Here is a 13,571-nt window from a genome sequence, read left to right as displayed (position 1 = left end):
AGAGCCGGGCCTCAGGCCCTACAGAGCCGGGCCTCAGGCCCCACCGAGCCTGCCCTCAAGCCCTGCTGAGCCGCAGAACGCGGCCGGTCAGGGCTGTGTCCGGGCTATGTCCGGACTGTGCGCCGGGTCAAGCCGCCCCCACCCCGGAACCATCCGGCCGCCAACGACCGGTAAGCCCGGCAGCCGTTTCGGTAACGCGGGAGTCAGAATTCCTCCACCCGTCTTGTTGTCGCGTACTCAGCAAGCGATGGTCGTCGCGGGCTGCCACACCGCCACCAAGTCCACCTTCCCCGTCGGGTCACGGGGAGCCGCCGCAGCGAGGGGGACGTGGGGTCCCCTCGGCGGCACGGAGGGAGAACGGGCCACGGCATCCGGCCGCGGCCCGTTCTCCTTGCCGGGCTGCTCCCCGCTTCCGCGCGACTCCCCGTTCCCGCACGGCCCCCCGTTTCCGCGCAGCTCCCTTTTCTGCGTAACTCCCTTGAATCTCCTGTGAGTTGAGTCAAGCGGCCGTCACCCGCTGTCCAACGGCCCGCCATCGGCGGGTAAGGCGGAAGTCAGGATTCCAGTGGCCTCTTGTTGTCGCGTACTCAACAAGTCATTGTCTTCGCGGACCACCCGCACGCACCGCCCCTGTTCCACCCCCACCCCGGAGCATCAGGAGGCTGCACGATGCGTACGACCCTCCCCGGAAGACCCCCCACACAAGGCAGCTGGCGTCGCGTCGGCTCCGCCGTCGCCGCCACCGCCGCACTCGTCCTGGCCGGCTTCGGCACCGCGACCCACGCGAACGCCGCGAGCGCCTCGACGGTCTCCTCCAAGGCCAAGGTCACCTGGACCAACGCCTGTTCCACTCCCGCCAAGGGCCAGATGGCCTGCAAGGCCCTGCGCGTCACCGGCGGCGTCACCGCGTTCCAGAAGGCGCGGGCCGAGGCGGACGGCGTCACCCCCAAGTCCGCCGACGCCGCCACTCCCTCCGGCTACGGCCCGACCGACCTCCAGTCCGCCTACGGCCTGACCTCCGCCGCCGCCTCCAACGGCTCCGGCGAGACCATCGCGATCGTCGACGCGTACGACGACCCGAACGCCGAGGCCGACCTCGCCACGTACCGCTCCTACTACGGTCTCTCCGCCTGCACCACGGCGAACGGCTGCTTCAAGAAGGTCAGCCAGACGGGTTCGACGACCTCCCTCCCGTCCGCCAACACCGGCTGGGCCGAGGAGATCTCCCTCGACCTCGACATGGCCAGCGCCATCTGCCCGAAGTGCAACATCCTCCTGGTGGAAGCCACTTCCGCCACGATGGCCAACCTCGGCACCGCGGTGAACCGCGCGGTCACCCTGGGCGCGAAGTACGTCTCCAACAGCTACGGCGGCTCCGAGTCGTCGTCGGACACGTCGTACGACTCCTCGTACTTCAACCACCCGGGCGTCGCCATCACCGTCAGCGCCGGCGACAGCGGCTACGGCGCCGAATACCCGGCCGCCTCCAAGTACGTGACCTCGGTCGGCGGCACGGCCCTCTCCAAGGCCACCTCCACCACCCGCGGCTGGACCGAGACGGTCTGGAAGACCAGCAGCTCCGAGGGCACCGGCTCCGGCTGCTCCTCCTACGACACCAAGCCGACCTGGCAGACCGACACCGGCTGCTCGAAGCGCACGATCTCGGACGTCTCGGCGGTGGCGGACCCGGCGACCGGCGTCTCCGTCTACGACTCCTACGGCATCACCGCGGGCTGGTACACCTTCGGCGGCACCAGTGCCTCCTCCCCCATCATCGCGGGCGTCTACGCCCTCGCCGGCACCCCGTCCAGCAGCAGCTACCCGGCGTCCTTCCCCTACGCCAAGGCCGGCACCTCCGCCCTCAACGACGTGACCAGCGGCAACAACGGCTCCTGCTCGACCACCTACCTCTGCACCGCCCAGTCGGGCTACGACGGCCCGACCGGCTGGGGCACCCCCGAGGGGGTCTCGGCCTTCACCGGCTGATCCCAACAGCGAGCGGAACGGGCCCCGGCGAGAGCCGGGGCCCGTTCGTCATGAGTTCATCGGGTTCATCGGGTTCATGGGCACCGTGAGAACATCGTCTCGACGCCTCACCCGACCAGCCGTCAGAAACCGTGCCAGGTCATAAGGAAGGTCAACGACGGAACCACACGACAGGTTCCGCCCAGGCCTCATTGCCCGGCGTGACCTGCCGTGATACACAGAGTGACCATACGCTCGATTCATACGAAACCCGCCAAGCAATGACGTCAAGTCGACATACGCCGGCGCCATTGTCGGCGAGAATGAGGCCTGACCTCTGCACGCCGCAGGGGACTGCGGAACTACCCACCAGGGGCGGTGACTTACATGCTCTTTGCGGCCGACAAGGGAGACATCAACACCATCATCGGCGGGATCGCGCCCGACTGGGGCCCCTTCGGCAGCCTGGGCAACGAAGCGAAGGTGATGATCGAGGTGGTGATGGCCGTGGCCATCCTGCTCTGCCTCGGCATCGCGGTCTGGGGTGCGGCCAAACAGCGCATCGGCGCGACGGCCCTCCGGGACACCTTCAGCGCCGAACAGGGCAAGGGTCTCATCATCGCCGGGCTGACAGGAGTCTTCATCATCGGCTCACTGGGCACGCTGTTCACCATCGTGTACGGCATGGCCGTCTAGCCGCGCTCCGGGCACGCCGCCCGGCCTGGACCTTCCCTTTTCCCCGCTGAGGTTGCGTTTCCCTGATGTCGAGTCACCACACCGCGCCCGCGCGGGAACCAGCACGGCTACCGTCGTATTTCTACGCGGTCCGGTACGAGGGGGGTTACGCGGCATGAGCATCGGAGACGAGCACGACTACGGCGGCGGCGAGACCCGGACCCGGCTGCCCGAGGGAGACCCCTACGGCGGCGCTCGCCGGGGCGGCCGGTCCTCCTCCAGAAGCCTGGTCACGGTCGTCGGCGTGGTGGTACTCCTCATCGCCGCGATCGCGTTCGCGAACCGTGGCGACGACGACTCGTCCTCGTCGAAGGACGTCAACGGCGACAAGCCGGTGACTTCGTCGACCGCGGCAAGCGGGGAGAGGCCGGTGGAGTCCAAGGCCGGGGGGATCCCTACGGGGTTTGCGCACAGTGCGCAGGGGGCGCAGAGTGCGGCCGCCAATTACTCCGTGGCGTTGGGTTCGGCCGACATGTTCGACACAGCCCGGCGGCACCAAATCGTCAACACCGTCTATGCCTCCGATGTGGCATCCGCCAGACAGACAGACCTGGACAACGCCTACTCCAGCGAGAAGTTCCTGACCAACATCGGCCTCAGCAAGGACGGTAGCGCGCCCAGCGGCCAGACCTTTGTCTCCCGCGTCATCCCGGTGGGCACCAAGGTGACCTCGTCAAACACGGGCAACGCCACCGTCGAGGTCTGGTACACCTCACTCTTCGGCCTGTCCGGCGAAGCCTCGACCAACCCGGTGTCCGAGAGCTGGTACACCACCACGTACGAGATGAAGTGGGTCGACAACGACTGGAAAGTCACCGACTTCCAGCAGAAGGACGGCCCCGTCCCGGTCGGCCGCGACCAGAAGGCCTCCACCGCTGACGACATGGCGAAGGCCGTCGAGGAGTACGGAGGGTTCACGTATGCGCGCTAACCACCGCGTCCTCAAAGTCACGGCCGTCTTCAGTGCCGTACAGGCCACCGCGGTGCTGCTGGCCACCCACGCCGTCGCCGCGCCCACGCCCAGCCCATCGCCTTCGAAGAGCAACAACGCCTGCGACCTCATCCGCGGTCCCGCCAAGGCGTACTGCGAACGAGGCAACGGCCGCAAAGGCATCACCGGCACCACCACCGACCCCTCCGCCACCCTCGACCCCCTCTCCTCCCTCGCCAAGGGCTGTGCCGATGCCGCCTCCTGGACCATCGACAAGCTCAGTGACGCGGTCAAGGAGACGGCGAACGTCGACTTCACGAACGCCAAGTTCCTCCAGCAGTACGCGGTCGTCTTCGCGGCGTCCGCGATCCTGACCCTGGTCCTGTGGCTGCTGGCCGTGGCCAAGCGGGCGGTGCGGGGCGTACCCCTCACCACCGCTATCTCCGAGGCCATCGGCTTCCTGTGGCTGACGGTGCTGGCGTCGGCGTTCACCCCGCTGATCCTCTACACCGTCGTCTCGGCGACCGACGGCGTCACGGACGTCCTCGCGAAGACGACCGGCGACCAGACGGACACGTTCTTCGGCACCTTCTCCGGCGCCCTGAACAAGGGGAACGACATCGGCGGCGGGCCGATCATGCTGATCGTCGCGTCCCTGGTCAGCATCCTCGCCGCCGGCATCCTGTGGCTGGAGCTCGTCATCCGCGCCGCCCTGCTCTACGTCGGCGCCCTCCTCGGCACCGTCGTCTACGCGGGCCTCGTCGACAAGAACCTGTGGGGCCACGTCCGCCGCTGGGCCGGCATCATGATCGCCGTCATCCTGGTCAAGCCGGTGATCGTCATAGTGCTCGGGCTCGCCGGGGCGCTCTCCAGCGACAAGGGGCCCAACGCCTTCTCCGCCGTCGTCTCCGGCCTCGCCATCATCCTGCTCGCCATCTTCGCCAGCGCGATGATCTACCGCTTCGTCCCGGGCTTCGGGGACGAGATCGCGAACGGCCGCAACAACCGCATCATGCAGGGCGCCGAGAGCAAGGCCGCCGCGGTCATCAGCTCCCCGGCGACCCTGGTCGCGCAGGGCATCAAGACGCACAGCGCCCGCGCCGACAACAACGGGGGCGGCGGCCAGTCCGGCTCCAGCACCCCCCGCCCGGCCAACCCGGCCCAGAGCGGAGTCGCCACACACGGCTCGCGCACCTCGGGCGGAGGCGGCGGATCCGTCCCCTCCCCCGCACCCGCGCCGCGCGCGTCCAGCCCGGCGAACACCCCGCACGCCAGCAACACACGCAACGGCAGCAACCGCTCGGGAGGTGAAGGGCGTTGACGACCGAGTCCCACTTGTCCCATCCGGTCACGCCCCGCCGTACGTATCTCATCGGCCGCGCCCGGCCGAACGCGATCGTCGGACGGAACCGTGAGTCCGGCGAGATCGCGCTGATCATCGCGGGCGCGTTCCTCGGCATGATGTGCGGGCTCCTGGTCCCCGTCCTCTCCCTGCGCATCGTGCTGCTGACGGGCTTCCCGCTGCTTGCGCTGATGGCGGTGTACGTTCCGTACAAGCGCCGGACCTTCTACAAGTGGTTCGAGATCAATCGCAGCTACAAGCGGACCCTGCGCCAGGGGACTGTGTACCGGAGCAGCGTCATGGAGGCGGGCACGCGGCTCGACGGGCGGGAAGTGGAGATCGGGCCGCCTCCCGGCATCGGGCGGATCAGCTGGCTCGCCGCGCCCTTCGGGCCCGACGAGATCGCCGTACTCCTGCACGCCGACCGCAAGACCGTCACCGCCGCCATCGAGATCGAGGGCCCCGGCGTCGGCCTGCGCGACTCGGAGGACCAGGAGGCCCTGGTCGACCGCTTCGGCACGCTGCTCAAGCATGTGGCCAACGGCGACGGCTTCGTCACCCGGATCCAGATGCTCGCCCGCACCCTCCCCGCCGACCCGGACGCCCACGCCAAGGACGTCGCGCTGCGCGGGGACGAGAAGGCGCCGGACTGGCTGTCACGGTCGTACGACCAGCTCCAGTCCATGGTGTCCACCAGCAGCGAGCAGCACCGCGCCTACCTCGTCGCCTGCATGCACTACACGCGCGAACTGGCCGCCGAGGCGCACGCCATGGCCCGGGCGGCACGCCCGCAGGCCGGCCGGAAGCTGGACCGGGACGCCGGGCTCGCGATCGTCATGGCGCGCGAGCTGACCGACATCTGCTCGCGGCTCCAGGAGGCGGACATCCGGGTGCGCCAGCCGCTCGGCCAGGGGCGGCTCGCCTCCCTCGTGCACTCCATGTACGACCCGGACCACCCGATCGACCACATCCAGGCGATGACGAAACGCAATGCCTGGCCGGCCGAGCTCGACGCCATGGAGCCCACCTATCTCCAGGCCAAGACCCGGGAGTCCACCACCCGCGCGCCCTGGTGCCACGCCACCGCCTGGGTGAAGGAGTGGCCGATGACGCCGGTCGGCGTCAACTTCCTCGCGCCCCTCCTCGTCCACACCCCGGACGTCATCCGCACGGTCGCCGTCACGATGGACCTCGAACCCACCGAGATCGCCATCGAGCGCATGCTGACCGAGAAGACGAACGACGAGGCCGAGGCGAGCCGCGCCGCCAAGATGAACCGCACCGTCGACCCGCGCGACATCGCCGCCCACAACCGTCTCGACCAGCGCGGCGAGGACCTGGCCAGCGGCGCGGCCGGGGTCAACCTCGTCGGCTACATCACCGTTTCCTCCCGCTCCCCGGAGGCACTCAACCGCGACAAGCGGACCATAAGGGCCTCGGCCGGAAAGTCGTATCTGAAGCTGGAGTGGTGCGACCGCGAGCACCACCGGGCCTTCGTGAACACACTCCCGTTCGCCACCGGCATTCGAAGGTAGGGGCCATACATGCGGGATCCCCTGTCCGTCCTCACCGACGCCTTCACGTCCTTCCTCTTCGGGAAGGTCGAGACGACCCGGCTGCCGGTGCGCACCTCCACGGGCCAGGCCCAGGCGGTCTACCTGCCGACGGCCGCGCCCGGCCTCGGCGACTCCGGCGTCATCATCGGCCGCGAGGTGTACTCCGGGAAGGGCTACATCTACGACCCCTTCCAGCTGTACGGCCAGCAGCTCCCGGCACCGCACTGGCTGGTCCTCGGCGAGTCCGGCAACGGCAAGTCGGCCCTGGAGAAGACGTACGTCCTGCGTCAGCTGCGCTTCAGGGACCGCCAGGTCGTGGTCCTGGACGCGCAGGGCGAGGACGGGGTCGGCGAATGGAACCTCATCGCGGAGGAGCTGGGGATAACTCCCATCCGGCTGGACCCGACGGCGGCCCTGGACCACGGCATCCGGCTCAACCCGCTCGACCCCTCGATCACCACGACCGGCCAGCTGGCACTGCTGCGCACGATCATCGAGGTCGCGATGGGGCGCGGCCTCGACGAGCGGTCCGGCTTTGCGCTGAAGGTGGCGCACGCGTACGTCAACGAGACGATCGTCGAGCGCCAGCCGGTGCTGACCGACATCGTCGAGCAGCTCCGGCACCCCGAGCCGGAGTCCGCCGAAGCGATGAACGTCGCCATAGACGATGTGCGCGCCTGGGGCCTGGACGTGGCACTGGTCCTCGACCGCCTGGTCGACGGTGACCTGCGCGGCATGTTCGACGGCCCGACCACGGTCGGCATCGAACTCGACGCCCCGCTGATCGTCTTCGACCTGTCCCACATCGACCGGAACTCCATCGCCATGCCGATCCTGATGGCGATCGTCGGAGTGTGGCTGGAGCACACCTGGATCCGCCCCGACCGCAAGAAGCGCATCTTCCTGGTGGAGGAGGCCTGGCACATCATCAACAGCCCCTTCGTGGCGCAGCTGTTCCAGCGTCTGCTGAAGTTCGGGCGCCGGCTGGGTCTGTCGTTCGTGGCGGTGGTCCACCACCTGTCGGACGTCGTGGACGGGGCGGCGGCGAAGGAGGCGGCCGCGATCCTGAAGATGGCCTCCACGCGGACCATCTACGCCCAGAAGGCGGACGAGGCGCGGGCGACGGGCCGGGTGCTCGGCCTGCCCAGGTGGGCGGTGGAGATCATCCCGACCCTCACCCCGGGCATCGCGGTGTGGGACGTCAACGGCAACGTCCAGGTGGTCAAGCACCTGGTGACGGAGACGGAACGCCCCCTCGTCTTCACCGACCGCGCGATGACCGAGTCGTCCAGGGACCTGGAAGCCGACGACGCGTTGCGCGCGGCCGAGCTGGAGGCGGAGGAGCGAGCGGCGGCCTTCATGGAACAGCACCTCGGCGACTCCGAATCGACGGTGGCGTAGGGAGGAACCCCGTGAGACCCGACGACCACCGAGACTCCCGGCGGGAGAACCAGGGCGGTATTCCCGACGGGCTGCTGATCGGCCTGCTCGCGTTCCTCCTCGGCATGACCCTGCTGGTGTGGACGGCGACGGGACTGGCCGGCTGGTTCGCGCGCGGCGCGTGGCCGTCCGGGGTCACCTTCACCCGCACGCCCCTGGCCATGCGGCACCTCATCGGCGAACCGCACGACCTCACGGGCGCCTGGCCCGGGACGCCCGCGGGACAGCTCTCCGGGTACGGGCTGTTCTGGGGACTCTTCATCGGGCAGCTGATGGTGCTGTTCGTGTTCACCGTGTTCGTGATGGGGACGCTGGCGCGGTGGAGGGCGGGGAAGGTCCGGCGGAGCATCGAGAAGAGGGCGAAGAGGGCGGCGAAGAGGGCGGCGAAGAGGGCGGCGAAGGGGCGTGCGCGGGCGGCGGGCGCGGCGCCTCAGTCACAGGCGGATCAGTCACAGGCAGCTCAGCCACAGGCGGGTCAGTCACAGGCGGGTCAGTCACAGGCAGCTCAGCCACAGGCCGCCCCGTCACGTGCAGCTCAGCCACAGCATTTCGAGGTGCCCGAACCACGCAGGGAATCGGAGCCCGAGCCGGTGCAGGCCCTTCGGGAAACGGCGCCACGGGAGGCCCTTCCCGGCTTCTCGGCCCACGGTGAAGAGGTGGGCGGATGGGAAACGAACCGCGTCGAAGGCGCGGTCCTCTACGCCCCGCCCGCCACCCGCCAGACGGCCGCGACCCAGGCCATCCGAGACGCGGAAGGCCCCGCACTGGTCGTCACGTCGAACCCCGCCCTCTGGTCGGAGACAAAGGACGCGAGAGCCAAACTCGGCCCCGTCCTTCTGTACGACCCCACCCATCTCTGCGACACCCCGGCCCGCATCCACTGGTCCCCCACGGCAGGCTGCGAGGACAAGCAGACGGCAGCGCACCGGGCCGCAACCCTCCTTGCCCCGGTCAGACCGACGGCCAAGGCCGACCAGGCCCTGGCAGACACCGCCGAGACACTGCTCCGCAGCTATCTGCACGCCGCCGCCATAGACAGCCGCACCATCCGCCACGTCCACCGCTGGTCCCAGGGCAACCAGATCCAGGACGCCGTACGGACCCTGCGCACCAACCCCAAGGCCGCCCCCGGAGCCGCCGGCGAGCTGGAGTCCGCCCTCACCTCCCACCCCGAACGCCGTGACATGGCACAGGAGCTGACGAACCGCGCACTGGCCGCACTCTCCACGGTCAACATCCGGGAGGCTTGCACTCCGAACCGAAATGATGCGCTCGCCTTGGATTCCTTCGTCAACGAAGGGGGCACGCTTTATGTGGTGGGTGAATCCATCGAGGATCCCAGGACCAACCCCGGTGCGATGCCCCTGCTGACGGCACTTGTCTCAAGCGTGGTCGAGCGCGGCCGGCGCATGGCCGAACGGTCATCCTCCGGTCGGCTCGACCCACCACTTGCCCTCGTCCTCGACGACATCGCGGCCGTCGCCCCGCTCCCCCAGCTCCCTGAGCTGCTCACCGCCGGAGCGGACCGCGGCCTGCCGGCCCTGGCCCTGCTCCGCTCCCGGGAACAGGGCCGCGCGCGCTGGCCGCACCACGAACTGCCGGTGTAGGCGGTCCGCGCCTCAGCCGCGCTCGACGACGAACTCCAGCTCCAGCTCCCCCGCATCCCCGGAGAGCACCACGGTGACTCCGCTCGGCACGAACCCGGCCTTCCGATAGGCGGCCTGGGCCCGCGCGTTGTCCTCGTGCACCAGCAGCCGCACCCGCTCGGCACCCCGCTCCCACGCCCACTCCAGGCCGCCCTCGAACAGCGCCTTGAGCAGCCCCGTCCCGCGGTGCTCCGGCTTCACGAACACCCCGACGAGGTGCCCCTGCTTCCGCTCGACCGGGAGCCCGGCCCAGTCCTGCGTCCCGGCCTCCTCGATCACCACGGTCGCCGTCCCGGCCCACGTCCCGTCCGGCGCCTCGGCGATGAACTGCCGGGCCCCGCCGGATTCTTCGGCCGACCGGGTGGCCCGCTCCCGATAGAACGAGTCCGGCCTGCCCGAGGCGTCCTCATAGGTCTCCAGGAACGCGATGTGCGCGACCGGATCCTGCAGCGCGTCGAGCCGCAGCTGCTTCACGGCGGGCCACTCGTCGGGGCGTATGGCGCGGATGACGTAGTCACCGCTGGTCAGGGTCGTCATGGGAGCACCGTAGCCGCCACCCGCCGGACCTCTCACCTGATATACGGGGTCCGTCGTCAGTGGCAGCCCCTACCGTGGACGGATGACGACACTGCCCGATCGCCCGAACACCGGACTGCTCATCATCGACGTACAGAACGGGGTCGTGGGGCCAGGCTCCCCGAACCGGGACGAGGTCATCGCCAACATCAACACCCTGATCGGCAAGGCCCGCGCGGAGGACGTGCCTGTGGTCTGGGTGCAGCACCAGGACGAGGAACTGGTGCCCGGCAGCGAGAGCTGGGAGTACGTCCCGGAGCTGAAGCGGCTCGACACCGAACCCCTCGTCCACAAGACCTACCGGGACTCCTTCGAGGACACCGACCTGGAATCCGTCCTGGCCGAGCGCGGGGTGGGCCGCCTCGTGGTCACGGGCGCCCAGAGCGACTTCTGCGTCCGCTCGACACTGCACGCCGCCCTCGTCCGCGGGTACGACGCGACGCTGGTCGCCGACGCCCACACGACGGAAGACCTCACCGAGTACGGCGCTCCCGCCCCGGAGCAGGTGATAGCCCACACCAACCTCTACTGGAGCGGGCAGCACGCACCCGGCCGCCGGGGCGGGACGGTGAAGACCGCGGACGTGGACTTCACGGCCACCGACTAGCCGTTGGCCATCAGTCGTCGTCCAGCTCCTTCGCCTGGTCGTTGGGGACGGCACCGTACAGGTCGTGCCGGGGCTCGGGCATCCTGCTCCGGGCACCGCGCACGCTCTTCCAGATCGCCTCGTTGAAGGTCCGCTCGTCGATCTGGTCCTCCTTGGTGAGGTCCTGCTTCGCCGAGACACCGGCCATCGGCGAGTCGACCGTGTTGACCGCCGCGAGGTCGGTCGTCGGCCGCACGGCGTCGTACGGGGTCGCGTCCGGCTTGGCCGTGAAGGAGTTGACCATCGGGGTGGCGTACGCGTCGAACTGCGTCATCGGCGACAGCCCCAGCAGCAGCTCGATCGTCCGCACCATGGAGGCGGTGCTGTAGAAGGTCGAATCGACCCGTCCGGTGCGCGTGTACGGGCTGATGACCTGCGATATTGTCCGGTGCGCATCCACATGGTCGGGGCCGTTCTGGGCGTCGTCCTCGGTCACGAAGATCGCGGTCGACTTCCAGAACTTCGAGTGCGACACGGCGTCGACGAGCAGCCCGAGCGCCCAGTCGTTGTCGGCGACATAGGCCTTCGGGGTCGGCATGCCGGCCTTGGTACCGGAGGTGTGGTCGTTGGGCAGTCGGACCATCTCGAAGGCGGGCAGCTGCCCGCTCTCCTCGTACTGGGCGAACTCCTTCTTCCACTCCTCGATCCGCGGGCTGCCACAGGACGCGGCGCGAGCGGGGAACGTACCGGCCGAGTCGGGGCAGCTGAGGTTGTACGGCCCGAAGTCGTGGTCGGTACCGGCGTTGAGGACGGGATCCTCCGCGACGGCCTTCCCGTTCGCGTCCGCGCTCACATAGAACCCGTAGTTCCGGAAGGCGACACCCTTGTCGTCGAGCCGCTGCCAGATGTAGGCATGCTCGGGGTCCTTGTTGGGCGCGATCGCCGGGTCCCCGTTCTCGGACGGGTAGGTGTGATTGCGGCCGGAGTAGTTGGCCGGCCAGCCCTGCTCGCTGTACGGGTTGGAGTTGGCGGCCACGGTCCAGTTCCAGCCCTGGGCGCTGACCTCGGCGTCGGCATAGAAGTTGTCCAGGGTCACGAACTGCCGCTGCAGCGCGCGGGCGTTGGGTGCGGACTCGTCGCCGAAGAGGTTGAGGGAGGCATCCCCGTTGCCCTGCTCCAGCGAACCGAACTCCTGGTCGTAGGTCCGGTTCTCCTTGACGACGTAGATGACGTGCTTGATCGGAGTCTTCTCCCCGACCCGCCGCGGTACGACGGCCCCGACGGCCCGGGGGCTGTTCCCTTCCCCGAACCCGTTGTTCGCGACGACGGTCCGCGTCCACCACCTCAGCTGCTCGGCCCCTCCGTCCAGCGGGACGGTGGACAGGGTGCCCTTCATCATCGAGCCCGAGTACTGGTCGGGCGAGGTGGGCGTGGTGGAGGTCGGGTTCGGATAGCCGGGCCCGTTGTTCGGCCCGGCCCCGAGCCCCTTGGCGTTGGTGACGTACAGCTTGTCGTCGTGCGCGACGACGGCGGTCGGATACCAGGCCGTGGGGATGAGCCCCGCGGTCCTACCGCTCCGGAGGTCGATGACGGCGATGTCGTTGTTGCCGGAGTTGGCGACGAACAGCCGCCGTCCGTCCTCCGAGACCGCGAGGGCGTCGGGATTGCTCCCGACGGGCGCGTGCCTGTACGGCGCGAGCCCGATCGTCCGCGTCACCTTCCGCGTGGCGACGTCGACGACACTGACCTGGTCGCTGTCCCCGTCGGCGACATAGAGCCTGTGCCGGCCCTCGTCGGTGATGACGGCATTGGGATGGGTGCCGACCTTGATGGCCGTCTCGACCGCGGGAGCCGACCCGCTGATGTCGAGGACGCTCACGGTGTCGCCACCCTGGTTGGTGACGAAGGCGGTCTTTCCGTCCTCCGCGAGAGCGACGGCGTACGGCGCGTGTCCCACGGCGACAGTGGCCATGGATCCGTCCCCGAGATTCACCACGGTGGCGGCATCCGCCAGCCGGTCGGCGATGACAAGCCGCTTCCCGTCCGGGGTCACGGCGATCCCGGCCGGATACATGTTCACGGCCTGGCCCGCGGGGTTCTTCGTGGGCAGCTTGACGGGGGCCGTCTCGGTCAGCCGCCCGCCGTTCACGTCATAGGTGTGGATGATCTCGCGCCCGCCTCCGCTGGCGTAGGCGCGCTTGCCGTCGGGGCTGAAGGCGAGCCCCGTGAACACCGCCTGGGGGCTCGGATACGAGATGGTCTGCACGACCTCCGAGTCCTCGGGGTCGACCACTTGCAGGGACTGGGTGCCCTGACCGGCGTTGCTCACCAGGAGCATGCTCTTGTCGGGCGACAGCACGGCGTTGAGGGGGAGATTGCCCAGCTGGGCCTGGAGCCCGGCCGGAGTGACCTTGTAGCCGACGGGAGTCACGGCGGTCCCGTCGCCCTTCGGTCCTGCGGTGCCCTGCCCGCCGGCCGCGGCGAGGGCGACGGCGGCTCCGGTGACGAGCACGGCGGTACCTGCCAGCACAGTGACAACTCGACGTCTGTTTCTGCGTCTGAGGACCATGGGTCACGACGGTGACACGGAGCGTTGACAACCTCGTGGAACCGAGATGGCGTGGCCATGACCGTGGCGTGAACGCGAAAAAGCCCCAACTCTCGGTTTTTCAACCGGAGTTGGGGCTCTTTCTCAAAATTTGTTCGGCGGTGTCCTACTCTCCCACAGGGTCCCCCCTGCAGTACCATCGGCGCTGTGAGGCTTAGCTTCCGGGTTCGGAATGTAACCGGGCGT

General features: G+C 69.0%; 10 protein-coding genes and 1 rRNA gene. 8 read left to right on the top strand and 3 right to left on the bottom strand.

From position 1 onward, the window contains the following. Nucleotides 1-669: 669 nt before the first annotated feature. The 7 genes from ACIPSA_RS14825 (at nucleotide 670) to ACIPSA_RS14795 (ending at nucleotide 9,576) form a co-directional block, all read left to right on the top strand. Nucleotides 670-1,986 (top strand): peptidase S8, encoded by a 1,317-nt coding sequence (locus tag ACIPSA_RS14825; RefSeq protein WP_402633843.1) that lies wholly within the window; start codon nucleotides 670-672, stop codon nucleotides 1,984-1,986. Between the two features lie 366 nt (nucleotides 1,987-2,352). Beyond that, nucleotides 2,353-2,661: a hypothetical protein gene (locus ACIPSA_RS14820; RefSeq protein WP_014673544.1), complete on the top strand. Its 309-nt coding sequence runs from the start codon at nucleotides 2,353-2,355 to the stop codon at nucleotides 2,659-2,661. A 154-nt stretch (nucleotides 2,662-2,815) separates the two neighbouring features. Beyond that, nucleotides 2,816-3,631, top strand: a complete 816-nt coding sequence (locus ACIPSA_RS14815; RefSeq protein ID WP_402633841.1) for a hypothetical protein — start codon at nucleotides 2,816-2,818, stop codon at nucleotides 3,629-3,631. Further along, the gene (locus tag ACIPSA_RS14810) at nucleotides 3,621-4,952 is read left to right on the top strand and encodes a hypothetical protein (RefSeq protein ID WP_402633838.1); all 1,332 of its coding nucleotides are present in this window, start codon (nucleotides 3,621-3,623) and stop codon (nucleotides 4,950-4,952) included. Before ACIPSA_RS14815 ends, ACIPSA_RS14810 begins: the two co-directional genes overlap by 11 nt. Further along, complete coding sequence (locus ACIPSA_RS14805) at nucleotides 4,949-6,508, top strand: SCO6880 family protein (protein WP_402633836.1); 1,560 nt, start codon at nucleotides 4,949-4,951, stop codon at nucleotides 6,506-6,508. The genes ACIPSA_RS14810 and ACIPSA_RS14805 overlap by 4 nt, the downstream gene beginning before the upstream one ends. Nucleotides 6,509-6,517: 9 nt before the next feature. Next, nucleotides 6,518-7,930, top strand: coding sequence for an ATP-binding protein (locus ACIPSA_RS14800; protein ID WP_402633834.1), 1,413 nt, complete (start codon nucleotides 6,518-6,520; stop codon nucleotides 7,928-7,930). 11 nt (nucleotides 7,931-7,941) lie between these two features. Continuing rightward, the gene (locus ACIPSA_RS14795) at nucleotides 7,942-9,576 is read left to right on the top strand and encodes a type IV secretory system conjugative DNA transfer family protein (protein WP_402633831.1); all 1,635 of its coding nucleotides are present in this window, start codon (nucleotides 7,942-7,944) and stop codon (nucleotides 9,574-9,576) included. Nucleotides 9,577-9,588: 12 nt separating this feature from the next. On the opposite strand, the gene ACIPSA_RS14790 is transcribed toward ACIPSA_RS14795, so the two are convergent. Beyond that, a complete protein-coding gene (locus ACIPSA_RS14790) occupies nucleotides 9,589-10,152 on the bottom strand; it encodes a GNAT family N-acetyltransferase (RefSeq protein ID WP_402633828.1) in 564 nt (187 codons plus the stop codon). Nucleotides 10,153-10,234: 82 nt separating this feature from the next. Between ACIPSA_RS14790 and ACIPSA_RS14785 the strand changes: the two genes are divergently transcribed. Further along, on the top strand, nucleotides 10,235-10,798 hold the full coding sequence (locus ACIPSA_RS14785; protein ID WP_402633826.1) for a cysteine hydrolase family protein: 564 nt from the start codon (nucleotides 10,235-10,237) through the stop codon (nucleotides 10,796-10,798). 10 nt (nucleotides 10,799-10,808) lie between these two features. On the opposite strand, the gene ACIPSA_RS14780 is transcribed toward ACIPSA_RS14785, so the two are convergent. Together ACIPSA_RS14780 and rrf are read right to left on the bottom strand one after the other, a co-directional pair. After that, complete coding sequence (locus ACIPSA_RS14780) at nucleotides 10,809-13,307, bottom strand: beta-propeller fold lactonase family protein (RefSeq protein WP_402633823.1); 2,499 nt, start codon at nucleotides 13,305-13,307, stop codon at nucleotides 10,809-10,811. Nucleotides 13,308-13,478: 171 nt separating this feature from the next. Next, nucleotides 13,479-13,571: ribosomal RNA gene (gene rrf, locus ACIPSA_RS14775) — 5S ribosomal RNA — on the bottom strand; the annotation flags it as partial.

It is taken from the genome of Streptomyces sp. NPDC086549 (assembly GCF_044746205.1).
Lineage (GTDB): Bacteria > Actinomycetota > Actinomycetes > Streptomycetales > Streptomycetaceae > Streptomyces.
Note: the sequence above shows the minus strand (reverse complement) of the source record. Positions and strands in the feature narration are given on the sequence as shown.

Excerpts from the sequence above, each read along its gene's own strand:
- ACIPSA_RS14825 (WP_402633843.1), top strand. The coding sequence starts at position 670 with ATGCGTACGACCCTCCCCGGAAGACCCCCCACACAAGGCAGCTGGCGT.
- ACIPSA_RS14820 (WP_014673544.1), top strand. The coding sequence starts at position 2,353 with ATGCTCTTTGCGGCCGACAAGGGAGACATCAACACCATCATCGGCGGG.
- ACIPSA_RS14815 (WP_402633841.1), top strand. The coding sequence starts at position 2,816 with ATGAGCATCGGAGACGAGCACGACTACGGCGGCGGCGAGACCCGGACC.
- ACIPSA_RS14810 (WP_402633838.1), top strand. The coding sequence starts at position 3,621 with ATGCGCGCTAACCACCGCGTCCTCAAAGTCACGGCCGTCTTCAGTGCC.
- ACIPSA_RS14800 (WP_402633834.1), top strand. The coding sequence starts at position 6,518 with ATGCGGGATCCCCTGTCCGTCCTCACCGACGCCTTCACGTCCTTCCTC.
- ACIPSA_RS14790 (WP_402633828.1), bottom strand. The coding sequence starts at position 10,152 with ATGACGACCCTGACCAGCGGTGACTACGTCATCCGCGCCATACGCCCC.
- ACIPSA_RS14785 (WP_402633826.1), top strand. The coding sequence starts at position 10,235 with ATGACGACACTGCCCGATCGCCCGAACACCGGACTGCTCATCATCGAC.